Annotated in this window: 22 protein-coding genes and 3 tRNA genes; 21 read left to right on the top strand and 4 right to left on the bottom strand. The window is 68.9% G+C overall.

The features are described from left to right. Positions 1 to 22 precede the first annotated feature (22 nt). Entirely contained in the window at positions 23 to 919 is an 897-nt protein-coding gene (gene rlmB / locus LG391_RS06160) for a 23S rRNA (guanosine(2251)-2'-O)-methyltransferase RlmB (RefSeq protein ID WP_225767091.1), read from the bottom strand. Between the two features lie 128 nt (positions 920 to 1,047). On the opposite strand from rlmB, the gene LG391_RS06155 reads away from it, so the two are divergent. From LG391_RS06155 to LG391_RS06075, 17 genes are all read left to right on the top strand, one after another. Continuing rightward, a tRNA-Tyr gene (locus tag LG391_RS06155) sits at positions 1,048 to 1,132 on the top strand. Positions 1,133 to 1,187: 55 nt separating this feature from the next. After that, positions 1,188 to 1,261 (top strand) — tRNA-Gly (locus LG391_RS06150). Between the two features lie 47 nt (positions 1,262 to 1,308). Continuing rightward, positions 1,309 to 2,499 carry an elongation factor Tu gene (tuf, locus tag LG391_RS06145; protein ID WP_225767072.1) on the top strand — a complete coding sequence of 397 codons (1,191 nt, stop codon included), beginning with the start codon at positions 1,309 to 1,311 and terminating at the stop codon, positions 2,497 to 2,499. 86 nt (positions 2,500 to 2,585) lie between these two features. Then, on the top strand, positions 2,586 to 4,064 hold the full coding sequence (locus LG391_RS06140) for a PLP-dependent aminotransferase family protein (protein ID WP_225767090.1): 1,479 nt from the start codon (positions 2,586 to 2,588) through the stop codon (positions 4,062 to 4,064). A gap of 155 nt (positions 4,065 to 4,219) precedes the next feature. After that, entirely contained in the window at positions 4,220 to 5,152 is a 933-nt protein-coding gene (gene pdxS / locus LG391_RS06135; RefSeq protein WP_225767089.1) for a pyridoxal 5'-phosphate synthase lyase subunit PdxS, read from the top strand. Then, on the top strand, positions 5,146 to 5,769 hold the full coding sequence (gene pdxT / locus LG391_RS06130; protein ID WP_225767088.1) for a pyridoxal 5'-phosphate synthase glutaminase subunit PdxT: 624 nt from the start codon (positions 5,146 to 5,148) through the stop codon (positions 5,767 to 5,769). Before pdxS ends, pdxT begins: the two co-directional genes overlap by 7 nt. A gap of 129 nt (positions 5,770 to 5,898) precedes the next feature. Further along, a tRNA-Trp gene (locus LG391_RS06125) sits at positions 5,899 to 5,974 on the top strand. Between the two features lie 32 nt (positions 5,975 to 6,006). After that, positions 6,007 to 6,204, top strand: coding sequence for a preprotein translocase subunit SecE (gene secE, locus LG391_RS06120; RefSeq protein ID WP_225767087.1), 198 nt, complete (start codon positions 6,007 to 6,009; stop codon positions 6,202 to 6,204). A 3-nt stretch (positions 6,205 to 6,207) separates the two neighbouring features. Then, positions 6,208 to 6,741 (top strand): transcription termination/antitermination protein NusG, encoded by a 534-nt coding sequence (nusG, locus tag LG391_RS06115; RefSeq protein ID WP_225767086.1) that lies wholly within the window; start codon positions 6,208 to 6,210, stop codon positions 6,739 to 6,741. A 147-nt stretch (positions 6,742 to 6,888) separates the two neighbouring features. Beyond that, on the top strand, positions 6,889 to 7,320 hold the full coding sequence (rplK, locus tag LG391_RS06110) for a 50S ribosomal protein L11 (RefSeq protein ID WP_225767085.1): 432 nt from the start codon (positions 6,889 to 6,891) through the stop codon (positions 7,318 to 7,320). A 5-nt stretch (positions 7,321 to 7,325) separates the two neighbouring features. Beyond that, complete coding sequence (gene rplA, locus LG391_RS06105) at positions 7,326 to 8,033, top strand: 50S ribosomal protein L1 (protein ID WP_225767084.1); 708 nt, start codon at positions 7,326 to 7,328, stop codon at positions 8,031 to 8,033. A gap of 291 nt (positions 8,034 to 8,324) precedes the next feature. Further along, a complete protein-coding gene (gene rplJ / locus LG391_RS06100; protein WP_225767646.1) occupies positions 8,325 to 8,843 on the top strand; it encodes a 50S ribosomal protein L10 in 519 nt (172 codons plus the stop codon). Between the two features lie 52 nt (positions 8,844 to 8,895). Continuing rightward, positions 8,896 to 9,282 (top strand): 50S ribosomal protein L7/L12, encoded by a 387-nt coding sequence (gene rplL / locus LG391_RS06095; RefSeq protein ID WP_026873035.1) that lies wholly within the window; start codon positions 8,896 to 8,898, stop codon positions 9,280 to 9,282. Positions 9,283 to 9,408: 126 nt separating this feature from the next. After that, a complete protein-coding gene (gene rpoB, locus LG391_RS06090; protein WP_225767083.1) occupies positions 9,409 to 13,599 on the top strand; it encodes a DNA-directed RNA polymerase subunit beta in 4,191 nt (1,396 codons plus the stop codon). A gap of 81 nt (positions 13,600 to 13,680) precedes the next feature. Continuing rightward, positions 13,681 to 18,009, top strand: coding sequence for a DNA-directed RNA polymerase subunit beta' (gene rpoC, locus LG391_RS06085; protein ID WP_225767082.1), 4,329 nt, complete (start codon positions 13,681 to 13,683; stop codon positions 18,007 to 18,009). A gap of 173 nt (positions 18,010 to 18,182) precedes the next feature. Further along, positions 18,183 to 19,361 carry a glycosyltransferase gene (locus LG391_RS06080; RefSeq protein ID WP_225767081.1) on the top strand — a complete coding sequence of 393 codons (1,179 nt, stop codon included), beginning with the start codon at positions 18,183 to 18,185 and terminating at the stop codon, positions 19,359 to 19,361. 49 nt (positions 19,362 to 19,410) lie between these two features. Then, entirely contained in the window at positions 19,411 to 19,725 is a 315-nt protein-coding gene (locus tag LG391_RS06075; protein WP_225767080.1) for a hypothetical protein, read from the top strand. 10 nt (positions 19,726 to 19,735) lie between these two features. Here LG391_RS06075 and LG391_RS06070 read toward each other — a convergent pair whose 3' ends face one another. From LG391_RS06070 to LG391_RS06060, 3 genes are all read right to left on the bottom strand, one after another. Beyond that, positions 19,736 to 20,110 (bottom strand): hypothetical protein, encoded by a 375-nt coding sequence (locus tag LG391_RS06070; RefSeq protein WP_225767079.1) that lies wholly within the window; start codon positions 20,108 to 20,110, stop codon positions 19,736 to 19,738. Positions 20,111 to 20,197: 87 nt separating this feature from the next. After that, the gene (locus tag LG391_RS06065; protein WP_225767078.1) at positions 20,198 to 20,557 is read right to left on the bottom strand and encodes a hypothetical protein; all 360 of its coding nucleotides are present in this window, start codon (positions 20,555 to 20,557) and stop codon (positions 20,198 to 20,200) included. Between the two features lie 79 nt (positions 20,558 to 20,636). Next, positions 20,637 to 21,263 carry a 2OG-Fe(II) oxygenase gene (locus LG391_RS06060; protein ID WP_225767077.1) on the bottom strand — a complete coding sequence of 209 codons (627 nt, stop codon included), beginning with the start codon at positions 21,261 to 21,263 and terminating at the stop codon, positions 20,637 to 20,639. Between the two features lie 172 nt (positions 21,264 to 21,435). Between LG391_RS06060 and LG391_RS06055 the strand changes: the two genes are divergently transcribed. From LG391_RS06055 to rpsG, 4 genes are all read left to right on the top strand, one after another. Then, positions 21,436 to 22,518, top strand: a complete 1,083-nt coding sequence (locus LG391_RS06055; RefSeq protein WP_225767076.1) for a glycosyltransferase family 4 protein — start codon at positions 21,436 to 21,438, stop codon at positions 22,516 to 22,518. Positions 22,519 to 22,577: 59 nt separating this feature from the next. After that, positions 22,578 to 23,480 carry an RNA polymerase sigma-70 factor gene (locus LG391_RS06050; RefSeq protein ID WP_225767075.1) on the top strand — a complete coding sequence of 301 codons (903 nt, stop codon included), beginning with the start codon at positions 22,578 to 22,580 and terminating at the stop codon, positions 23,478 to 23,480. A 314-nt stretch (positions 23,481 to 23,794) separates the two neighbouring features. Continuing rightward, positions 23,795 to 24,166: a 30S ribosomal protein S12 gene (gene rpsL / locus LG391_RS06045; RefSeq protein WP_026873043.1), complete on the top strand. Its 372-nt coding sequence runs from the start codon at positions 23,795 to 23,797 to the stop codon at positions 24,164 to 24,166. Between the two features lie 11 nt (positions 24,167 to 24,177). Further along, positions 24,178 to 24,648, top strand: coding sequence for a 30S ribosomal protein S7 (gene rpsG / locus LG391_RS06040; protein ID WP_225767074.1), 471 nt, complete (start codon positions 24,178 to 24,180; stop codon positions 24,646 to 24,648). The last annotated feature ends 11 nt before the right edge of the window (positions 24,649 to 24,659 follow it).

The raw sequence follows: 24,659 nt of genomic DNA, 5'->3' as shown, positions 1-24,659 counted from the left end.
TCCTCCTGCCTTCCCATCCACTTCAGTTCCGCGCCGCCTCGTACAGCGCGATGGCGGCGGCGTTGGAGACGTTCAGGCTGCCGATCGGGCCCTGGGTCGGCAGGCGGGCCAGCACGTCGCAGGTCTCGCGCGTCAGGTGGCGCAGGCCTTCGCCCTCGGCCCCCAGCACCAGCGCCACCTTGTCGCCCTGCATCGCCTCGGCCAGCGTCGCCTCGCCCTCCTCGGCCAGGCCGATCCGGCGGAAGCCCCATTGCCCGAGCGATTCGAGGGCGCGGGCCAGGTTCTTCACCCGCACCAGCGGCACATGCTCGACCGCGCCCGACGCGGTCTTGGCCATCACCCCGGTGATCTCCGGCGCGTGCCGGTCGGTGACCACCACCGCCAGCGCCCCGAAGGCGGCGGCGGACCGCAGGATCGCGCCGATATTGTGCGGGTCGGTCACCTGGTCCAGCACCACGACGATGCTGCGCGCCGCCGCGCCCGGCTCGCCCTCAGGCTCGCGCAGCGAGGCCTGGCGGCCGATATCGTCGATGTCCGGCGCCTCCAGCGGCTTGATCTCCAGTGCGATGCCCTGGTGGACGGCGCCCTTCAGGAACCGGTCCATCAGCGCGCGGTCGACGATCTCCGGCTGCGGCCGGTCGAGGCCGGCCTGCGCGGCCTCGGCCAGCGCCTCGGACAGATTCGCGAGGCCGGCCTCGGTGCACTGGACGCGGGTGATCACCCGTTCGGGGTTCAGGATCGCGGCTACGGCGGCGTGCACGCCGTAGAGGTAGCGGTCGGGCTCGCGCGCCGGCGGGCGCCCGGCGGGCGGGCGGCCGCCGGGGCCGCGCTGATCCGGGCGCTGGCCCTGGTATGGGCCGGGCCGCGGGCCGTGGGGCGGGGCGGCGCGGGGCGGGCGGTTCTGGGGTGTGCGGGTCATCGCCGTCCTGTGCGCTGTGCGGCGGGCGGGGTCAAGTTTACGATTTTCGCATCACGCATGCTTGACTTCCTCGCCGGGATGTCGATATTCCGCCCCGCCATTCGCCGAGCCGTGCGGCGAAGCCCTGTGGAGGGGTGGCCGAGTGGTTAAAGGCAGCAGACTGTAAATCTGCCCGCATTGCGTACGCTGGTTCGAATCCAGCCCCCTCCACCATAGCCCGCCTGGCTTCGTGGTCACGGTCAAGGACATGGCGCGTCCCGGACCACGGGCGGGTGTAGCTCAATGGTAGAGCAGCAGCCTTCCAAGCTGAATACGAGGGTTCGATTCCCTTCACCCGCTCCATCCGGGATCCACTGGTCCCAACCGCGAACGGATTAAGGTCTTAAGGAATGGCGAAGGCGAAGTTTGAGCGGACGAAGCCGCACTGCAACATCGGCACGATCGGTCACGTGGACCATGGGAAGACGTCGCTGACGGCGGCGATCACGAAGGTGCTGGCGGAGAAGGGCGGGGCGACGTTCACGGCGTACGACCAGATCGACAAGGCGCCGGAAGAGAAGGCGCGCGGGATCACGATCTCGACGGCGCATGTGGAGTACGAGACGGACAACCGTCACTACGCGCATGTGGACTGCCCGGGCCACGCGGACTACGTGAAGAACATGATCACGGGCGCGGCGCAGATGGACGGTGCGATCCTGGTGGTGTCGGCGGCGGACGGCCCGATGCCGCAGACGCGCGAGCACATCCTCTTGGCGCGTCAGGTGGGCGTTCCGGCGCTGGTGGTGTTCCTGAACAAGGTCGACATGGTCGACGATCCGGAGCTCCTGGAGCTGGTGGAGCTCGAGGTCCGGGAGCTGCTGTCGAGCTACGACTTCCCGGGGGACGACATTCCGATCGTGCCGGGCTCGGCGCTGGTGGCGCTGGAGGACGGCGACGCGAAGCTGGGGCGTGACGCGATCCTGGAGCTGATGAAGCAGGTGGACGCGTACATCCCGCAGCCGGAGCGTCCGAAGGACAAGCCGTTCCTGATGCCGATCGAGGACGTGTTCTCGATCTCGGGGCGCGGCACGGTGGTGACGGGTCGCGTGGAGCGCGGCGTGGTGAAGGTGGGCGAGGAAATCGAGATCGTCGGGCTGCGTCCGACGGTGAAGACGACCTGCACCGGCGTGGAGATGTTCCGCAAGCTGCTGGACCAGGGCGAGGCGGGCGACAACATCGGGGCGCTGCTGCGCGGCACCAAGCGCGAGGAGGTCGAGCGCGGCCAGGTTCTGGCCAAGCCCGGCTCGATCACGCCGCACACCGAGTTCAAGGCCGAGGCGTACATCCTGACGAAGGAAGAGGGCGGCCGTCACACGCCGTTCTTCACCAACTACCGGCCGCAGTTCTACTTCCGGACGACGGACGTGACCGGCGTGGTGGAGCTGCCGGAGGGCACCGAGATGGTGATGCCCGGCGACAACATCTCGATGACGGTCAAGCTGATCGCCCCGATCGCCATGGACGAAGGCCTGCGCTTCGCCATCCGCGAGGGCGGCCGCACCGTCGGCGCCGGCGTCGTCGCCTCCATCATCAAGTAACTCGGGCGCCGCGACTGCGGCATCCGATCGCGACAAGCGGAAGGGCGGGGATCTCTCCCCGCCCTTTCGTCGTCTAGGATGGGCCCATGGTGATCCGTCTCGACCGCGACGCCCCGCTGCAGACCCAGATCTACGACCAGCTCAAGGCCTCGATCCTGAGCGGCGACGCCGCGCCCGGCAGCCGGCTGCCCTCGTCCCGCGCCCTGGCCGACCAGTTCGCGATCTCGCGCAACACCGTGCTGCTGGCCTATGAGCAGCTGCTGGCCGAGGGCTATCTCGAGAGCCGGCCGGGCGCCGGCACCTTCGTCGGCGCGGCCCTGCCGGCCGGCGCCGCGCCGCGTCCGCCCGCCGCGGCGGTCCCGGCCGAGACTCATCGCGCGCCCCGGCTGTCGCGGTACAGCGAGCGGCTTCGCGGCCTCGACATCGACAGCCTGACCCGCCGCGGCGGGCTGCGCTACAGCTTCCACTACGGCACCGTCAGCGCCGCCGACTTCCCGGCCGACATCTGGCGCCGCCTGCTGCTGCGCGAGATCCGCCGCCGCGCCGGCAAGCCCTATCTCTACGAGAACCCGCAAGGCCTGCCGGAGCTGCGGGCCGCTCTCTCCGACTATCTGGCCCGGGCCCGCGCGGTGCGGGCGCGGCCGGAGCAGATCCTGATCGTCAACGGCTCGCAGCAGGCGGTCGACCTGGCGCTGCGCGTGCTGGTCGACCCCGGCGACACGGTGGTGGTCGAGGATCCGGGCTACAGCGGCGCCCGCCTGGCGGCGGAGGCGATCGGCGCCCGGCTGCTGCCGGTGCCGGTCGACGCCGACGGGCTCGACACCGCCCGGCTGCCTCCGCCCGAGGCCGGGGCGCGGCTGGCTCATGTCACGCCAGGCCACCAGTTCCCGACCGGCGGGGTGATGCCGGCGGCGCGCCGCCTGGCCCTCCTGGACTGGGCCGAATGCGGCGGCACCTACGTGTTCGAGGACGATTACGACAGCGAGTACCGCTACGAGGGCCGTCCGGTCGAATCGCTGCAGGCGCTCGACCGGGCCGGGCTGGTGATCTACTCCGGCACCGTCTCCAAGGTGCTGTCGCCCGGCCTGCGCCTCGGCTACATGGTGCTGCCGCCGGAGCTGGTGGAGCCCTTCCTGCGGGCCAAGCAGCTGACCGACCGCCACACCGCCTCGCTCGACCAGGCGGTGTTCGCCCATCTCATCCGCGACGGCCATTTCGAGCGCCACATCCGCCGCACCCGCCGGCGCAACCAGCGCCGCCGCGACGCGCTGGCGGCGGCGCTGACATCGGCCTTCGGCGCGGCGGTGGCGATCGAGGGGGCGAAGGCCGGCCTGCATCTCGTGGTCCGCTTCCGCGACATCCCGGCCGGCCTGGCCGGCAGCGTCGCCGAGGCCGCGGCGCTGCGGTCGGTCGGCATCGTCCCGGCCGAGACCGGTGCGGCGGGAACGGAGGGCGGTGCCGGCTTCCTGATGGGCTACGCCGCGCTGGATGAGGCGGACATCCGCCAGGGCGTCGCGCTGCTGCGGGAGGTGGTGCAGTCCTTCCGCCGCGGCGGTGCGGCCTGACTGGATCCATCGTTTCTGCAGAAATCCGAATCCACTGCCCTGGAGACCGCACTCTCTCGGCGGAGAACTGGATCCATCAAATTGCCGGTTCAGTGGATCTTATCCGACCAGTGCCGAGCGCCTAGCTTCTCCAGCGAATTCGATTGGAGAGGATCATGACCACCAACGGCCCCAACGGACTCCATTCCCCGCAGGCCCTGCGCCTGAAGACCGGCCTGGCCGAGATGCTCAAGGGCGGCGTCATCATGGACGTCACCGATGCGCGCCAAGCCGAGATCGCCGAGCGCGCCGGCGCCGTCGCGGTGATGGCGCTGGAACGGGTGCCGGCCCAGATTCGGGCCGAGGGCGGTGTCGCCCGCATGGCCTCGCCGGTGAAGATCCGTGAGATCATGGGCGCGGTGTCGATCCCGGTCATGGCCAAGTGCCGCATCGGTCATTTCGCCGAGGCCCAGGTGCTGCAGTCGCTCGGCGTCGACTTCATCGACGAATCCGAGGTGCTGACCCCGGCGGACGAGGCGCACCACGTCGACAAGCAGGCCTTCGTCACCCCCTTCGTCTGCGGCGCCCGCAACCTGGGCGAGGCGCTGCGCCGGATCGCCGAGGGCGCGGCCATGATCCGCACCAAGGGCGAGGCCGGCACCGGCGACGTGGTTCATGCCGTGCAGCATCTGCGCCAGATCAGCCGGGACATCCGCGGCCTGACCGTGCTGCGGCCCGAGGAGCTGTACACCACGGCCAAGGAGCTGGGCGCGCCCTATGAGCTGGTGCGGCTGGTGGCCGAGACCGGCCGGCTGCCGGTGCCGAATTTTTCCGCCGGCGGCATCGCCACCCCGGCCGACGCCGCGCTGGTGCGGCAGCTGGGGGCGGAGGCGGTGTTCGTCGGCTCCGGCATCTTCATGCAGGATTCGCACAACTTCGCCGAGCCGGAGGAGGCGGAGCGCCGCGCCCGCGCCATCGTCCGCGCCACCACCCATTTCGAGGACGCGGCGATCCTGGCGGAGGCCAGCGCCGAGTGCCAGGGCGCCATGAAGGGGCTGGCGGTGGCGGCGCTGGAGCCCGCCCAGATGCTGCAGACCCGCGGATGGTGAGCGGGCGCAACGAGGCCGCCGGCGCGCCGCGCATCGGCGTGCTGGCGCTGCAGGGCGATGTCGAGGCCCACGCCCGGGCGCTGCGCGAAGCCGGGGCGGAGCCCGTCCCGGTGCGCCTGCCGGCCCATCTCGACGGCCTCGCCGGGCTGGTGATCCCGGGCGGCGAATCCACCGCCCTGCTGAAGCTGGCGGCGCGCGACGGGCTGCTCGACCCGCTCAAGCGCTTCGCCGGGACCAGGCCGGTCTTCGGCACCTGCGCCGGCTGCATCCTGCTGGCCCGCCGGGTGCGGCATCCGGAGCAGGAGAGCCTCGGCGTGCTCGACGCCACGGTCGAGCGCAACGCCTATGGCCGGCAGAACGATTCGGCGATCCTGGAGACGCCGACGGCGCTGCCGGGCGGGCCGCTGGAAGCGGTCTACATCCGGGCGCCGCGCATCGCCGCGATCGGCCCCGGCGTCGAGGTCCTGGCCGAGCGGGGCGGCGACCCGGTGCTGGTGCGCCAGGGGCGGCTCCTGGCCGCGACCTTCCACCCCGAGCTGTCCGCCGACCGGCGGGTGCACCGGCTGTTCCTGGACATCGCGGCCGCCGCGGGAAACGGGGCGGACCAGGCGGCCTGAGAGAAATCCGACGAGGGCCCCGAACAGGGTGTTGATTCTGTCCGGCGCTTCCGCTAAAAGGCCGTTCGCTCCGCGGTCAGGGCGGCGAGCGTGCCTCGTCGCGTTTCCTGAAGGCAGGGCGGTCCCCGGAGGAGTGTAGCTCAACTGGTAGAGCGTCGGTCTCCAAAACCGAAGGTTGGGGGTTCGAAACCCTCCACTCCTGCCACGCCCGCCTGACCGGCGATTTGATTGGTAGACATGGCCAAGACCAGCCCCGTCCAGTTCTTCAGGCAGGTCCGCCAGGAGACCGCGAAGGTCACCTGGCCGACACGGAAGGAGACCGCGATCACCACCGGCATGGTGTTCGTGTTCGTCACCCTCATGTCGATCTTCTTCCTGCTGGTGGACTGGGTCGCCGGCTGGGCGGTGACGTCCATCATCGGCATGGGGAGCTGACCCATGGCGATGCGTTGGTACGTGCTGCACGTCTATTCGAATTTCGAGAAGAAGGTCGCGGAGTCGATCCGCGAGCAGGCCGAGCAGAAGGGCCTGTCCGACCATTTCGAGCAGATCGTCGTGCCGACCGAGGAGGTCGTCGAGATCCGCCGCGGTCAGAAGGTCAACACCGAGCGCAAGTTCTTCCCGGGCTACGTGCTGCTCAAGATGGAGCTGTCCGACCGGGCCTGGCATCTGGTCAAGAACACGCCGAAGGTCACCGGCTTCCTCGGGTCCGGCAACAGGCCGATCCCGATCAGCGAGACCGAGGCGATGCGGATCATGCAGCAGGTCCAGGAAGGGGTGGAGCGGCCGAAGCCCTCCATCAGCTTCGAGGTCGGCGAGACGGTGCGCGTGGCCGACGGTCCCTTCACCAGCTTCAACGGCGTGGTGGAGGAGGTGGACGAGGAGCGCTCGCGGCTCAAGGTCGCGGTGTCGATCTTCGGCCGTGCGACTCCGGTGGAGCTGGAGTACACGCAGGTCGAGAAGGTTTCGTGACGATCCGTTGATCGTCGCCGATACCCCGCGCTCCAGGGCGCGGGGGTGCGGCGCGGGAGACCCTCCCGGGAAGTCCTCCGGGGGTCGTGACCGCGCTTCCCAATCCCTCCGGTTCCGCCGGAGGGATCAGTTGTTGAGGGATATGAGATGGCAAAGAAGGTCGTAGGACAGATCAAGCTGCAGGTGCCCGCGGGCGCCGCCAACCCGTCGCCGCCGATCGGTCCGGCGCTGGGTCAGCGCGGTCTGAACATCATGGAGTTCTGCAAGGCGTTCAACGCCCAGACGCAGAACCTGGAGAAGGGGATGCCGATCCCGGTCGTGATCACGGCCTATGCGGACCGGACCTTCACCTTCGTCACCAAGACGCCGCCGAACACCTACTTCATCAAGAAGGCCGCGGGGCTCGACAAGGGCAGCCAGACGCCCGGCAAGGGCGCCACGGTCGGCAAGATCACGATGAAGCAGGTCCGCGAGATCGCCGAGATCAAGATGAAGGATCTCAACGCGAACGACGTCGAGGCGGCTGCCCAGATGATCAAGGGCTCGGCCCGGTCGATGGGCATCGAGGTGGTGGAGTAATCGGGATGGCCAAGATTTCCAAGCGCCTGCGCGCCGCGACCAAGGGGCTGAACCCCGAGGCGTCCTATGACCTGACCCAGGCGGTCAAGCTGCTGAAGGCCTCGGCCACGGCGAAGTTCGACGAGACCGTCGAGATCGCGATGAATCTCGGCGTCGACCCGCGCCATGCCGACCAGATGGTCCGCGGCGTGGTCCAGCTGCCGAACGGCACCGGCAAGACCGTCCGCGTCCTGGTGTTCGCCAAGGGCGACAAGGCCGAGCAGGCCCTGGCCGCCGGGGCCGACATCGTCGGCGCCGACGAGCTGGCCAAGGAGATCCAGGACGGCCGCAGCGACTTCGACCGCTGCATCGCCACCCCGGACATGATGGGCGTGGTCGGCCGTCTCGGTAAGGTGCTGGGCCCCCGCGGCCTGATGCCGAACCCGAAGCTGGGCACCGTCACCCCCGACGTCGCCGGCGCCATCAAGGCGGCCAAGGGCGGCGCGGTGGAGTTCCGGGCCGAGAAGGCGGGCATCGTCCATGCCGGCGTCGGCAAGGCCAGCTTCACGGAAGAGGCGCTGATCGGCAACATCCGCGCTTTCGTCGAGGCGATCCAGCGCGCCAAGCCCAGCGGGGCGAAGGGCACCTACCTCAAGAAGGTGACCGTCACCTCGACCATGGGCCCGGGCTACAAGCTGGACCTGGCGAAGCTGCACGAGGGCGCCGGCGCCTAAAGGAATACGCTGCTCGTGAGAGCGGCGGACAGGGTGGGGCCTCGGCCCTGCCCGAACCTGTCCGAGACTGCAGGGGCGTCGCGAGGCGCTTAAAACCCACCTGCATAGACGGGAGTCGAACCCAATCAACGGCGGCGGCCGGGCCTCGGCCCGGGTGCCGTACGGGGCTTGGACTTCTGGGACAGGAGAGCGGATCGGTACCGGATCTTCGGATCCAAGGGCCGGTCCAATGTGGACTGGGGCTCCATCCCCGGCTTCGGCCGGGCGGGGCCCCGACAACGGAGGCGATCCGTGAACCGTACACAAAAGACCGAGAAGATCGCCGCGCTGCAGGAGTCGTTCCGGACGGCGAACATGGTCGTCGTCACCCGCCAAGGCGGGATGACGGTGGCCGAGTCGACCGATCTCCGGCGGCAAATGCTCGCGGCGGGCGCCTCGTTCCGCGTGACCAAGAACCGGCTCGCCCGCATCGCCCTTCAGGGCACCCAGTTCGAGCATCTGGCCGACCTGTTCACCGGCCCGACCGCCATCGCGTTCTCCCAGGACCCGGTGGCTGCGGCGAAGGTGGCGGTCGATTACGCCAAGAAGAACGAGAAGCTGCAGATCATCGGCGGCGGTCTCGGGACTCAAACGCTCGATCCCAAGGGTGTCGAGGCTCTCGCCACGCTGCCGTCGCTCGACGAGCTGCGGGCGAAGCTGGTGGGCATGATCCAGACCCCGGCGACCCGTATCGCCGGTGTTCTGCAGGCTCCGGCCGGGCAGCTCGCCCGCGTCTTCGGGGCCTATGCCAAGAAGGACGAGGCGGCATAGAGCCGCACCTGTTGAAACCGTACCCAGAAGACCCAAGTCTTAGGAGAACGAAATGGCTGATCTTGCAAAGCTTGTCGACGAGCTGTCGAGCCTGACGGTCCTCGAGGCCGCCGAGCTCTCGAAGCTGCTCGAGGAGAAGTGGGGCGTTTCCGCCGCCGCTCCGGTCGCGGTTGCCGCGGCTCCGGGCGCGGCCGGTGGCGCTGCTGCCGCCGCTCCGGCTGAGGAGCAGACCGAGTTCACCGTCGTCCTGGCGGACGCCGGCGACAAGAAGATCAACGTGATCAAGGAGGTCCGTGCGATCACCGGCCTCGGCCTCAAGGAGGCCAAGGACCTCGTCGAAGGCGCGCCGAAGCCCGTCAAGGAAGGCGTGTCGAAGGACGAGGCCGCCAAGATCAAGAAGCAGCTCGAAGAAGCCGGCGCCAAGGTCGACGTCAAGTAAGACCCGCGTGGCACTTCAAGCTGTTTTGTCACTGTAGTCCGGGCGCGGCCGATCCCCAGGGGTCGGCCGCGAACGGGCGTTTGTGTTCCGTACCTGTTCGGCATTTGTTGGAAACGAGGGGCTCACATGGCTCAGACCTTCACCGGCCGTAAGCGCGTCCGCAAGAGTTTCGGGCGGATCCCCGAGGTCGCCCAAATGCCAAACCTGATCGAGGTGCAGCGCAGCTCCTACGATCAGTTCCTGCAGATGAACGTCAAGCCGGCGGCCCGGGCCGTGGTCGGCCTGCAGGAGGTGTTCCGGTCGGTGTTCCCGATCAAGGACTTTTCTGAACGCGCCGAGCTCGATTTTGTTTCCTACGAGCTGGAAGAGCCGAAATACGACGTCGAGGAGTGCCAGCAGCGGGGCATGACCTTCGCCGCGCCGCTCAAGGTGACGCTGCGCCTGACCGTGTTCGATGTCGAGGAGGACACGGGCCTGCGCTCGATCCGCGACATCAAGGAGCAGGACGTCTACATGGGCGACATGCCGCTCATGACGGCGAACGGCACCTTCATCATCAACGGCACCGAGCGCGTCATCGTCTCCCAGATGCACCGCAGCCCGGGCGTGTTCTTCGACCACGACCGCGGCAAGACCCATTCCTCGGGCAAGTACCTGTTCGCCGCCCGCGTGATCCCCTATCGCGGCTCCTGGCTCGACTTCGAGTTCGACGCCAAGGACCACCTCTATGTCCGCATCGACCGCCGCCGCAAGCTGCCGACCACGACGCTGCTGATGGCGCTGGATTCGGCCGAGACCGCCGCGCTGCGCGAGGCCCGGGCGAAGGAGGGCCGCGGCCTGCAGCCCTATGAGGCGCAGGGCATGAGCCGGGAGGAGATCCTCGGCTTCTTCTACGACAGCGTCACCTACAAGCGCGCCAAGGACGGCTGGAAGACCGCCTTCGACGGCGAGCGCCTGAAGGGCGTCAAGCTGACGGCCGACCTGGTCGACGCCGCCTCGGGCGAGGTGGTGGCCCAGGCCGACACCAAGATGACCCCGCGCGTCATCAAGAAGCTGGCCGAGCAGGGCGTCACCGAGATCCTGGTCCCGGCCGAGGACCTAGCCGGCCGCTACCTGGCCGGCGACGTGATCGACGAGCAGACCGGCGAGGTCTTCTTCGAGGCCGGTGACGAGGTCACCCAGGCCGTGCTCGACCTGTTCGAGGAGAAGGGCTTCGACACCCTGACCGTGCTCGCCATCGATCACGTCAATGTCGGCCCCTATCTGCGCAGCACCCTGGCGATCGACCGCAACGCCAGCCGTGAGGACGCGCTGATCGACATCTACCGCGTCATGCGCCCGGGCGAGCCGCCGACGCTGGAGAGCGCCGAGGCGCTGTTCAACGGCCTGTTCTTCGACCAGGAGCGCTACGACCTCTCGGCCGTCGGCCGGGTGAAGATGAACGCGCGCCTGGGCTTCGAGACCGACGACCAGCTCCGCGTCCTGCGCAAGCTCGACATCCTCGAGATCCTCAAGATCCTGGTGGAGCTGAAGGACGGCCGCGGCGAGATCGACGACATCGACAATCTCGGCAACCGTCGCGTCCGCTCGGTCGGCGAGCTGATGGAGAACCAGTACCGCGTCGGCCTGCTGCGCATGGAGCGCGCGATCCGCGAGCGCATGTCGTCGGTCGATATCGACACGATCATGCCGCACGACCTGATCAACGCGAAGCCGGCGGCGGCGGCGGTGCGGGAGTTCTTCGGCTCCTCGCAGCTCAGCCAGTTCATGGACCAGACCAACCCGCTGTCCGAGATCACGCACAAGCGGCGCCTCTCGGCCCTCGGGCCGGGCGGTCTGACCCGTGAGCGCGCCGGCTTCGAGGTGCGCGACGTGCACCCGACCCATTACGGCCGGATCTGCCCGATCGAGACGCCGGAAGGCCCGAACATCGGCCTGATCAACTCGCTCGCCACCTATGCCCGGGTGAACAAGTACGGCTTCATCGAGAGCCCGTATCGCCGCGTGGTAGAAGGCCGCGTCAGCGACGAGGTGATCTATCTCTCGGCGATGGAGGAGAGCCGCTACACCATCGCCCAGGCGAATGCCGAGCTGGACGGGGAGGGCCGCTTCGTCGGCGACCTCGTCTCCTGCCGGCAGGGCGGCGACTACATCATGTCGAAGCCGGAATCGATCGACCTGGTCGACGTCTCGCCGAAGCAGATCGTCTCGGTGGCCGCGGCGCTGATCCCGTTCCTCGAGAACGACGACGCCAACCGCGCGCTGATGGGCTCGAACATGCAGCGCCAGGCGGTGCCGCTGGTGCGCGCCGACGCGCCCCTGGTCGGCACCGGCATGGAGGGCACGGTGGCTCGGGATTCCGGCGTCACCATCGTCGCCCGCCGCGCCGGCATCGTCGACACGGTCGACGCCACCCGCATCGTGGTGCGGGTGACCGACACCGAGGGCGCCGCCTCGACCGTCGACATCTACAACCTGCTGAAGTTCCAGCGCTCGAACCAGAGCACCTGCATCACCCAGCGGCCGCTGGTGAAGGTCGGCGACCGGGTGCGCAAGGGCGACATCGTGGCCGACGGCCCGTCGACCGAGCTCGGCGAGCTCGCGCTCGGCCGCAACGTGCTCGTCGCCTTCATGCCCTGGAACGGCTACAACTTCGAGGACTCGATCCTCATCTCCGAGCGCATCGTCAAGGACGACGTCTTCACCTCGATCCACATCGAGGAATTCGAGGTGATGGCGCGCGACACCAAGCTCGGCCAGGAGGAGATCACCCGCGACATCCCGAATGTCGGTGAAGAGGCGCTGCGCCATCTCGACGAGGCGGGCATCGTCTATATCGGCGCCGAGGTGAAGCCGGGCGACATCCTGGTCGGCAAGGTCACGCCGAAGGGCGAGAGCCCGATGACGCCGGAGGAGAAGCTGCTCCGCGCCATCTTCGGCGAGAAGGCGTCCGACGTCCGCGACACCTCGCTGCGCCTGCCGCCGGGCGTCACCGGCACGATCGTCGAGGTGCGGGTGTTCTCGCGCCGCGGCGTCGACAAGGACGAGCGTGCGCTGGCGATCGAGCGGGCCGAGATCGAGCGGCTGGCCAAGGACCGCGACAGCGAGCGCGCGATCCTGGAGCGCAGCTTCTTCGCCCGCCTCAAGGAGCTGCTGCTGGGCCAGACCTCGGTCTCCGGGCCGAAGGGCTTCGCCACCGGCGGCGAGATCACCGAGGCGCAGCTGAAGGACTTCAGCCGCGGCCAGTGGCGCCAGATCACCATCGCCGACGAGGCGCGCATGGCCGACATCGAGGCCATGGGCCGTCACTTCGACGACCAGGTGAAGGGCCTCGAGGCGCGGTTCGACAACAAGGTCGAGAAGCTGCAGCGCGGCGACGAGCTGCCGCCCGGCGTGATGAAGATGGTCAAGATCTTCGTCGCGGTGAAGCGCAAGCTGCAGCCGGGCGACAAGATGGCCGGCCGCCACGGCAACAAGGGCGTCGTGTCCAAGATCATGCCGATCGAGGACATGCCGTATCTGGAGGACGGCACCCATGTCGACCTGGTGCTGAACCCGCTCGGCGTGCCCAGCCGCATGAATGTCGGCCAGATCCTGGAGACCCATCTCGGCTGGGCCGCCGCCGGCATCGGCCGCCAGATCGGCGAGGTCGTCGACCAGTACCAGGCCCAGGCCCGGCGCGGCGAGGACACCGCCAAGACGGTGAAGGCGCTGCAGGGCAAGCTGCAGGACGTGTACGGCGCCGCCCAGTACGGCGAGGACATCGAGAACATGTCCGAGGAGGAGCTGGTCGAGATGGCCGGCAACCTGCGCAAGGGCGTGCCGATGGCGACGCCGGTGTTCGACGGCGCCCGCGAGGACGATATCGTCCACATGCTGGAGAAGGCCGGCCTGGCCTCCTCGGGCCAGGTCACGCTGCATGACGGCCGCACCGGCGAGCAGTTCGCCCGCAAGGTGACCGTCGGCTACATCTACATGCTGAAGCTGCACCACCTGGTGGACGACAAGATCCACGCCCGGTCGATCGGCCCGTACAGCCTGGTCACCCAGCAGCCGCTGGGCGGCAAGGCCCAGTTCGGCGGCCAGCGCTTCGGTGAGATGGAGGTGTGGGCGCTCGAGGCCTATGGCGCGGCGTACACGCTGCAGGAGATGCTGACGGTGAAGTCGGACGACGTGTCCGGCCGCACCAAGGTCTACGAGGCGATCGTCCGCGGCGACGACAACTTCGAGGCCGGCATCCCCGAATCCTTCAACGTGCTGATGAAGGAACTGCGGTCGCTGGGCCTCAATGTCGAGCTCGAGCAGCGCACCTACTGATCCGTCTCCGGCGGCCGGTCCGACAGGGCCGGCCGCCGCTGAACCCTATTTGTCCGTCCCTACCCCCGGGGGAGCAGGTACATGAACGAGTTGATGAATCTCGTCGGCCAGGTCTCGACGCCGCAGAGCTTCGACCAGATCAAGATCCAGATCGCCAGCCCGGAGCGCATCCGCTCCTGGTCCTATGGCGAGATCAAGAAGCCCGAGACGATCAACTACCGGACCTTCAAGCCGGAGCGGGACGGCCTGTTCTGCGCCCGGATCTTCGGTCCGATCAAGGACTACGAGTGCTTGTGCGGCAAGTACAAGCGCATGAAGTACCGCGGCATCATCTGCGAGAAGTGCGGCGTCGAGGTCACGCTGTCGAAGGTCCGGCGCGAGCGCATGGGCCATATCGAGCTGGCCTCGCCGGTGGCGCATATCTGGTTCCTGAAGTCGCTGCCGTCGCGCATCGGCCTGATGGTCGACATGACGCTGAAGGATCTCGAGAAGGTCCTGTACTTCGAGAGCTTCGTGGTGGTCGAGCCCGGCCTGACCGCGCTGAAGAAGAACCAGCTCCTCACCGAGGACGAGTATCTTCGCGCCCAGGACGAGTACGGCGAGGACGCCTTCACCGCCAAGATCGGCGCCGAGGCGCTGAAGGGCATGCTCTCGGGCATGGACCTGGAGGAGGAGCGCGTCAAGGTCCGTGAGGAGCTGCGCGAGACCGGCTCCGAGGCCAAGCGCAAGAAGCTGGTCAAGCGGCTGAAGCTGATCGACGCCTTCCTGGAGTCCGGCTCGCATCCGGAGTGGATGGTGCTCGACGTCGTTCCGGTGATCCCGCCGGAGCTGCGCCCGCTCGTTCCCCTGGACGGCGGCCGCTTCGCGACGTCCGACCTGAACGACCTGTACCGCCGCGTCATCAACCGCAACAACCGCCTGAAGCGGCTGATCGAGCTGCGCGCGCCCGACATCATCGTGCGCAACGAGAAGCGCATGCTGCAGGAGGCGGTCGACGCGCTGTTCGACAACGGCCGCCGCGGCCGCGTCATCACCGGCGCCAACAAGCGCCCGCTGAAGTCGATCAGCGACATGCTGAAGGGCAAGCAGGGCCGGTTCCGCCAGAACCTGCTCGGCAAGCGCGTCGACTATTCGGGCCGTTCGGTCATCGTCGTCGGGCCGGAGCTCAAGCTCCACCAGTGCGGCCTGCCGAAGAAGATGGCGCTCGAGCTGTTCAAGCCGTTCATCTACCACAAGCTCGAGCTGTACGGCATGGCGTCCACCATCAAGGCCGCGAAGCGGATGGTGGAGAAGGAGCGGCCGGAGGTCTGGGACATCCTCGAGGAGGTGATCCGCGAGCACCCGGTCCTGCTGAACCGCGCCCCGACGCTGCACCGCCTGGGCATCCAGGCCTTCGAGCCGACCCTGATCGAGGGCAAGGCGATCCAGCTGCACCCGCTGGTCTGCACCGCCTTCAACGCCGATTTCGACGGCGACCAGATGGCCGTGCACGTGCCGCTCGCGCTCGAGGCCCAGCTCGAGGCCCGCGTGCTGATGATGTCGACCAACAACATCCTCAGCCCGGCCAACGGCAAGCCGATCATCGTGCCGTCGCAGGACATCGTCCTCGGCATCTACTACCTGTCGATGGAGCGCAACGACCGTCTGGGGCCGGCGATCTCGATCGACGGGATCGAGGCGCTGACCGCCGCGATCGGCAACGACGACATCATCCTGCAGAACCCGGACAAGCCGGCGGAGGTGGTCGACGCCTCCGACGTCAAGGCGGTGTTCGAGAAGCTGAAGGCCGGCAAGCTGACCGCCCATCAGGTGCCCCGTTTCGCCTCGATCGGCGAGATGGAGCAGGCGATGGCGGCCGGCGTGATCGGCATGCACAGCCGGATCAAGACCCGCTTCAAGACCGTCGACGAGAACGGCCAGGAGATCATCCAGCGCGTCACCACGACGCCGGGCCGGATGCTCCTGTCCGAGATCCTGCCGCGGCACCCGGCGGTGCCGTTCTCGCTGGTCAACCGGCTGCTGACGAAGAAGGACGTCACCAACGTCATCGACATCGTCTACCGCCACTGCGGCCAGAAGGAGACGGTGATCTTCTGCGACCGGCTGATGGGCCTGGGCTTCGCCCATGCCTGCCGCGCCGGCATCTCCTTCGGCAAGGACGACATGGTCATCCCGCAGGCCAAGGAGAAGCTGATCGCCAAGGCGTCGGAGCTGGTGAAGGAGTACGAGAACCAGTATCTCGACGGCCTGATCACCCGCGGCGAGAAGTACAACAAGGTGGTCGACGTGTGGTCGAACACCACCGACGAGGTGGCGCGTGAGATGATGGCCGAGATCCAGGCCACCCTCACCGACCCGAGCCGGCAGGTGAACTCGGTCTACATGATGGCCCATTCCGGCGCCCGCGGTTCGGCGGCACAGATCCGGCAGCTCGCCGGCATGCGCGGCCTGATGGCGAAGCCGGACGGCTCGATCATCGAGACGCCGATCATCTCGAACTTCAAGGAAGGCCTGACCGTTCTCGAGTACTTCAACTCGACGCACGGCGCCCGCAAGGGCCTGGCCGACACCGCGCTGAAGACCGCGAACTCCGGCTACCTCACCCGCCGCCTGGTCGACGTCGCCCAGGACTGCGTGGTGATCGAGGAGGATTGCGGCACCAAGAACGGCATCACCACCGGCGCCGTGATCGACGGCGGCGAGGTGATCGTGCCGCTGGGCGAGCGCATCCTCGGCCGCTGCGCCGGCGAGGACGTGCTGCACCCGCTGACCGGCGACGTGGTGGTCAAGCAGGGCGAGCTGATCGACGAGGCGCTGGTCGAGGCGGTCGAGGCGGCCGGCATCGACCGGGTGCTGATCCGGTCGGCCCTGACCTGCGAGACCAAGGGCGGCATCTGCGGCAAGTGCTACGGCCGCGACCTGGCCCGCGGCACCACCGTGAACATCGGCGAGGCCGTCGGCGTCATCGCGGCGCAGTCGATCGGCGAGCCGGGCACGCAGCTGACGATGCGGACCTTCCACATCGGCGGCGCCGCCCAGCGCGGTGCGGAGCAGTCGGCGATCGAGGCGGCGTTCGACGCCAAGGTCCAGATCAAGAACCGCAACGTCGTGAAGAACAGCCAGGGCATCCTGGTGGTGATGAGCCGGAACTGCGAGCTCCAGCTCGTCGACGAGCAGGGCCGCGAGAAGGCGCGCCACCGCCTGCCCTACGGCGCCAAGCTGCTGGTCGATGACGGCGAGCGGATCGAGCGCGGCCGCAAGATGGCCGAGTGGGATCCGTACACCATGCCGATCATCACCGAGAAGGCGGGCACGGCGACCTACATGGACCTGGTCGAAGGCGTCTCGATGCGCGAGGTCGTCGACGAGCAGACCGGCATCTCGGCCAAGGTGGTGGTCGACTGGCGGCAGCAGCCGCGCGGCGACCAGCTGAAGCCCCGCATCGTCCTGCGCGACGAGAAGGGCGAGGTCATCCGCCTGCCGAACGGCCTGGAGGCGCGCTACTTCCTCTCGGTCGACGCCATCCTGCAGGTCGAGAACGGCGCGCAGGTCCAGGCCGGCGACGTGCTGGCCCGTATCCCGCGCGAAGGCTCGAAGACGCGTGACATCACCGGCGGTCTGCCGCGCGTCGCCGAGCTGTTCGAGGCCCGCAAGCCGAAGGACTACGCCATCATCTCGGACCTCGATGGCCGGGTCGAGTTCGGCAAGGACTACAAGACCAAGCGGCGCATCGTCGTGCGGAACGAGGAGTCGGGCGAGGAGCGCGAATACCTCATTCCGAAGGGCAAGCACATCTCGGTGCAGGAAGGCGACTACGTCCTCAAGGGCGACCAACTGCTGGACGGCAACCCGGTGCCGCACGACATCCTGTCGGTCCTCGGCGTCGAGGCGCTGGCGGACTACCTGGTCAATGAGATCCAGGACGTCTACCGGCTCCAGGGCGTGAAGATCAACGACAAGCACATCGAGGTGATCGTCCGCCAGATGCTGCAGAAGGTCGAGGTGACGGAGGTGGGCGACACCACCCTCCTGATCGGCGACCAGATCGACCGCGAGGACTTCGAGGAGGAGAACGAGAAGACGATCCGCGAGAACCTGCGGCCGGCCAAGGGCGTCTCGGTGCTCCAGGGTATCACCAAGGCCTCGCTGCAGACCAAGTCGTTCATCTCGGCGGCCTCGTTCCAGGAGACCACCCGCGTCCTCACCGAGGCGGCGGTCTCCGGCAAGGTCGACGACCTGGCCGGCCTCAAGGAGAACGTCATCGTCGGCCGCCTGATCCCGGCGGGCACCGGCTCGGTGGTCAACCGCCTGCGGCAGATCGCCGGCGAGCGCGACCGCCAGGCCCGGCTGCAGCACGAGGAGCAGACGGGCGAGGAGCCGGCGCTGCCCTCGGGCGAAGCGGCCGCCTGATCAAGGCGTAGCGTTTCCGATCCAACCCCCTCCGGTCCGCCGGAGGGGGTTTTTCTTTGGTCGAACCTCAACAGCTCCTGTCATGCCCGGGCTTGACCCGGGCATCCAGTCTGTCGAAACCCACTGGATTGCCGGGTCAAGCCCGGCAATGACAGATTGGGGTACGGCAAGCCATGCGGGTCCTGTTCAGCTTCGCCGGCGGCAGCGGCCACTTCCTGCCGTTGGTGCCGCTCGCCCGGGCGGTGCGGGCCGCCGGCCACGAGATCGCTTTCGCCGGCCAGCCGGCGATGACCGAAACGGTCGGGACCGCCGGCTTCGCCGCCTTCGCCACGGGCGGGGAGACGCTGCGGACGGCCCCGGCCCGAACGCCGCTGCTCGCCTACGACGCGGCGCGCGAGGATCGGGCGGTGCGCGACGGCTTCGCCGGAACGGTGGCGCGCGACCGGGCCGGCGCTCTTCTGGATCTCTGCGGCCGGTGGCGGCCGGATCTGCTGGTCTGCGACGAGATGGATTTCGGCGCCATGGTCGCGGCCGAGCGCCTGGGCCTGCCGCATGCCTCCGTGCTGGTCATCGCCGCCGGCGCGCTGGTCCGGCCCGATCTGGTGGCGGCGCCGCTGAACGCCCTGCGCGCGGCCCACGGCCTCGCGCCCGATCCCGATCTGGCGATGCTCCATCGGCACCTGGTGCTGTCGCCGGTGCCGCCGTCGTTCCGCAACCCGGCCCATCCGCTGCCGGCCGCGGCGCGGCTGATCCGCCCTGCGGCGGAACAGGCCGTCGCGGACGGGTCGACCTGGCTCGCCGCCCTTCTGACGGACCGGCCGGTCGTCTACGCCACGCTCGGCACCGTGTTCCACCTCGAATCCGGGGACCTGCTCGAGCGGGTGGTTGCGGGGCTTCGCGATCTGCCGGTCAATCTGATCGTGACCGTCGGGCGCGAGATCGACCCGGCCGCCTTCGGCCCGCAGCCGGCGCATGTCCGGATCGAGCGCTATGTGCCGCAGTCGCTGCTGCTGCCGCGCTGCAGCCTGATGGTCTCGCAGGCCGGGTCGGGCGGTGTGATCGGGGCGCTGGCGCATGGCGTGCCGATGGTCCTGCTGCCGATCGGGGCGGACCAGCCGGCGAATGCCGAGCGCTGCGCCGCGCTCGGCGTCGCCCGGGTGCTCGACCCGGTCGGCTGCTCGCCGGAGGCGGTGCGCGAGGCGGCACGGGCGGTGCTGGCCGACCCGGCCTGCCGGCTGGCGGCAGCGCGGGTGGCGCGGGAGATCGCCGCCATGCCGGACCCGGCGCAGGCGGTGCCGCTGCTGGAAGGTCTCGCCGCCGGGGATCATGGAAATGCCGCAAAGCGGCAATAGTGCTTGACCCTGCCGGGCACGGCTGGGCCGTGCTGGGAGGGGGACGGGAATGCGGAAGCAGTGGATCCTCGGCGCGCTCGCCATGCTCTCGGTGGCTCTCGGAGCCGGAACCGCGTCGGCGCAGCGGCAGGCCCAGTATGACTCGGCCGGCCGCCTGATCGGATATGATCTCCAGGACGGCAACCGCACCGTCCACTACGACTCCGCGGGTCGGATGAAGGGGTATGACCGGCAGGACGGGTCCCGCGTCGTCCGCCACGATTCCGTCGGCCGCACCACCGGCTATGACCGGCAGCAGGGCAACCGGACGTTTCACTACGACTCGATCGGCCGCTTCATCGGCACCAGCGAGAAGGAAGACTAGGCGCCGGGCCTCAGCCGGCCGGCGGCAGCACCGCGCCGTCGCGGGCGTAGACGAGGGAGATGCGGCACGAGGTCGGCTCGAACTGCACCACGACATTGCCGCCGCCGGCCATCTTGAGCCAGGCCTGGCGCTGCAGGTTCCGCCGGGTGCCGCCGCTCCGCCGGCCGCCCGTCGCCGCCGGCGCCAGGTCGTAGTCGCTGATCCGGTCGGCCGTAATCCCCGCCGCGGTCAATGCCCCCGCGATCCGGTCGCTGCAGGCGTTGTTGTCCGAGAGCTGCCGAACCTTCGCCGCCAGCGCCGGGTCGGGCGTGGCCTCAGGCGGTGCCGCGCCGATGCAGCCGGTCAGGACGAAACCGGCGACGACAAGGGTTCTGATCGGATGCATGGCCGTCTCCCGTCGATCGAGCGGCCGGTCCACCGGCCACGCTCCCGATGCGATATGGGACGCCGGCCGCCCTGCTCAATGCTCGGATCAGGCGGCCGTGGGAAGCACCGCGCCGTCGCGCGCGTTGACGTCCGTCACCCAGCACTGGTCTGCGTCGTAACCCAGCACCAGGCTGCCGCCGCTGGACAGCTTGAACCAGGCCTGGCGCAGCAGCGGCAGGCCGGGATGGTCATGCGCCACCGTCGGCAACACGAAGCCGGTGAGGTTGTTCGGCGGGATGCGGAAGGCCGTCAGCACCCCGGCGAAGGCGTCGCTGCAGGGATCGTCGCCCGACAGCGATCTCACCCTGGCCGCCACCGCCGGATCCGGCGGGGCCGATGGCGGCACGCCACCGCCGCAGGCGGACAGCAGCACGGTACAGGCAAAGATGGATCGGATCGCGGTCATGGCCGCCTCTCCAGAGGATCGCGCGGCCGGCGGAGGATCGGGCCGGCGCCCCCGCGATATGGGGCGCCGGCCGCTCCGCTCAATGTTTCTTGCCGAAGGAGAACAGCTTCTTCAGGAAGCTGGACTGGCCGTGACGCTTGCGCTTGCGGGCGATCGCCTCCTCGTTGACGCACCAGGCGATCTGCAGCACCCGGCGCTCGCCCTTGAACGGCAGGTGGCCGTGCCAGGAATGGTCGGAACGCTGGAACGCCAGGAAGTTGCCGAAGGTCGGCGCCACTTCCCGGGCGCCCGGGCTGTTGATGTCCTGGCTCGGCAGGATGCGCAGGCAGCCTTCGGTCGAGGCCCATTCCTGGTTCAGATAGACCAGCGCGGTGACGATCTTGTCCGGCCCGTCGGTGTGCGGCCGCCCGGCCGCCGGCTCGGACCATTTGCGCACCGTCACCAGGGTCGGCTTCGACGCCAGGTCGAGGCCGAACTTGGCGCCCAGCATGGTGGCGAATTCCTTGCTGGTGACGTCCGACACCAGCTCCTTGAACGCGGCGCCGGCCGGGTACTCGTCCGGCGGCACGAAGCCGGTGATCGGGATGTCGGGGAAATCCTTCTCCAGCTCGGCGCGCCGCGCCTCGGGCAGCACGTCCCCGGAAATCACATGCGGGAACGGCGTCCGGTCCACCGTCGCCTGTTCGAGCACATCGTAGCGAAGCATCACACCGTTCTCCTGCAGCGCGGCCCGCGGCCCCGAGCAAGGCCGGCCGCGCGATCTCGCGGCGGAGAATAGGCCCGGGGCCGGCTGCGATCAACTCGCAGCGCGGTCGCAGCCCAGCAGAACCCTGGCGTCGGGGGCGCCGCATCGTCATAAAGGGCGCCCGGAGGTATCCATGGGTCCCATCGTCATCGTCCTGCCGCGCAAGATGAAGTTCGGCGCCGTCGGCGCCAGCCCGGTCGATCTCTATGCGCGCGACACCGTCACCTTCAGCCGCTACGCGCAGGACATCGTCGTGGTCGGGCAGGATGCGGGCGAGCCCTTTCCAGGCATCCGCTTCCACCCGATCCCGCTGGAGGAGGGGGAGCCGCACCGCCGCTGGATGAAGCGGGCGCTGCCGCAGATCGCGGCGCTGAACCCGTCGCTGATCGAGGTCCACGCCCACCGGGTGACGGCCTCGGCCCTGGCCCGGGCGCTGCCGCGGGTGCCGCTGCTGTACTTCCGGCACAACTTCATCCGCTTCCACAAGGGCCTGCTGTGGCGGCTGCACTACCGCGCGGCGGTGTCCCGCTTCGCCGGCTTCGTCTTCGTGTCCGAGGCGCTGCGCCGGCACTTCCGCGAGCACGCGCCCTGGTACAAGGGCACGCTCGACGTGGTCTACAACGGCCTCGACATGGACGCGCCGGCGCCGCCGCCCGAGGCCAAGGAGAACATCATCATCCAGGTCGGGCGGGTGATCCCGGACAAGGGGCCGCTGGAATTCGCCCGGGCGATGAAGCCGGTGCTGGCGGCGCATCCCGACTGGCGGGCGGTGATGATCGGCCGTGGCCGCGACCCGGCCTTCGTCGAGCAGGTTAAGGCCACCCTCGCCGAGGCCGGCGACCGGGCGCAGTTCCTGCCCTTCATGCCGCATGACGAGGTGATGGGCTGGGTCCGCCGCGCGGCCATCGCCTCGGTGCCTTCGGTCTATGAGGAGCCGTTCGGCCGCACCGCGCTGGAGGCGCTGACCTGGGGCGCTGCCCTGATCTGCTCAGGCACCGGAGGTTTGCGAGAGATCACGGCCGATAAGGCTGTGATCCTGCCCAGGGTGACGGCGGAGGCGATCCAGGCCGCGGCCGAGACCCTGATCGGCGACCCGGTGCTGCGCCGCCGGTTGCAGATCGAGGGGCCGGTCCGGGCGAGGGCGCATTTCGACGCCCGCAGCATCGTCGCCGGGCTCGACGAGATCCGTGCCCGCCATTTGGCGGCCGTGCGCTGAGTCACATTTGCAGACGCTGTTCCGTCTTGTCTTCGTCACCCTTCGCCACCGGGACGCAGATGGACCACGCCCATGCCCGCTCCGACGCCGCGGATTTCGAAGCCAGCCGCCGGGTTCTCTGGGGGCTGGCCTACCGCATGCTCGGCTCGCGCGCTGACGCCGAGGACGCAGTGCAGGAGACCTGGCTGCGCTGGCAGGCGGCCGACCGCGGCAAGATCGACAACGCCCGGGCCTGGCTGGTCACCGCCTGCACCCGGCTGTGCATCGACCAGCTCAGATCGGCCCGGCACCGGCGCGAGACCTATGTCGGCCCCTGGCTGCCGGAGCCGCTGGTGACCGAGACCGCCCCCTCCGCCGCCGATGAGCTGGAGCGCAGCGAGACCCTGACCACCGCCTTCCTGCTGCTGCTGGAGAAGCTGACCCCGGTCGAGCGTGCGGCCTATCTGCTGCAGCATGTCTTCGGCCTGGAGCATGCGGCCGTGGCGACGGCGCTCGACCGCAGCGACGCGGCCACCCGGCAGCTGGTCAGCCGGGCCCGGCGCAAGCTGGAGGGCGGCGGCCTCGCCGCCGAGCCGGTGCCGCAGCCGCAGCACGAGGCGATGGTGGCGGCCTTCCGCGACGCGCTGCGTTCCGGCGACCTGGCGCGGCTGACCGCGCTCCTGGCCCGCGACGCCAAGCTCTACAGCGACGGCGGCGGCAAGGTGCGCGCGGCGATGAACGTGATCGAAGGCGCCGAGAGGGTGGCGCAGTTCCTGCGCGGTATCTGGCGCAAGTTCGGCCGCGACTTCGTGTATCTGCCGCGCTGGATCAACGGCCAGCCGGGCTGGCTGGTGATGAAGGACGACGAGGTGATGGGCACCATCGATCTCGCCGTCGGACCCTCCGGCATCACCGGCGTGTTCTGGACCCGCAACCCCGACAAGCTGGGCTCGGTTTCGCTGCCGGAACGCGGTGGGGAGTAATCGTTCCGGAGGCGATCGATGCGGCTTGACGGGGCAGGGGGGCATCCGTATAGTCCGCGCGCTTTTCCGGGAGCCGGCTGTAATCCGTCGCAGGGCGGGTTAGACGCGCTTTCCGCAGAGACAGACGACCGCGGATGCATCTGGGATGCGGCCGCGACAAGCGAAGGACTCCGGTTGGCCCCGCAGGTGTGGGCGCCTCGGGGTCCTGTATCGTTTGCGTCATCCTTCTCTCGGAATGGGTGTCTGACGGTGGAACCCGGAGGGGTGGGCCGCTTTGCCGGGCCGTTTTTGTCGAAGAACCAAGAAGGGCAGATATGCCGACGATCAACCAGTTGATCCGTAAGCCGCGCCAGCCGCAGCGGGCGCGCAACAAGGTGCCGGCTCTCCAGGCCTGCCCGCAGAAGCGTGGCGTTTGCACCCGTGTCTACACCACGACCCCGAAGAAGCCGAACTCGGCGCTTCGTAAGGTGGCGCGCGTGCGCCTGACCAACGGGTTCGAGGTCACCAGCTACATCCCGGGTGAAGGCCACAACCTGCAGGAGCACTCGGTCGTCATGATCCGCGGCGGCCGCGTGAAGGACTTGCCGGGCGTGCGCTACCACATCATTCGCGGCACGCTCGATACGCAGGGTGTCAAGGATCGTCGCCAGCGCCGGTCGAAGTACGGCGCCAAGCGTCCGAAGTAAGGAGGTCTCCCATGTCCCGTCGCCATCGCGCCGAGAAGCGTGAGATCCTGCCGGACCCGAAATTCGGCGATGTCATCCTGTCGAAGTTCATGAACAACCTCATGTACGACGGCAAGAAGTCGGCCACCGAGAGCATCGTCTACGGCGCCCTCGACAAGCTGCAGGCCCGCACCAAGGGCGACCCGATCGTGGCCTTCCACGAGGCGTTGGCGAATGTCCGCCCGCATGTCGAGGTCCGGTCGCGCCGCGTCGGCGGCGCCACCTACCAGGTGCCGGTCGAGGTTCGTGCCGAGCGTGGCCAGGCCCTGGCCATCCGCTGGTTGATCCAGGCCGCGCGCAAGCGTTCCGAGACCACCATGGTCGACCGCCTCTCGAACGAGCTGCTGGACGCCGCCAACCAGCGCGGCGCCGCGGTGAAGAAGCGCGAGGACACCCACAAGATGGCGGACGCCAACAAGGCGTTCTCGCACTACCGCTGGTAACCCAGCCTCCG

The organism is Inquilinus sp. Marseille-Q2685 (assembly GCF_916619195.1).
In the GTDB taxonomy this organism is placed as follows: domain Bacteria; phylum Pseudomonadota; class Alphaproteobacteria; order DSM-16000; family Inquilinaceae; genus Inquilinus.
Note: the sequence above shows the minus strand (reverse complement) of the source record. Positions and strands in the feature narration are given on the sequence as shown.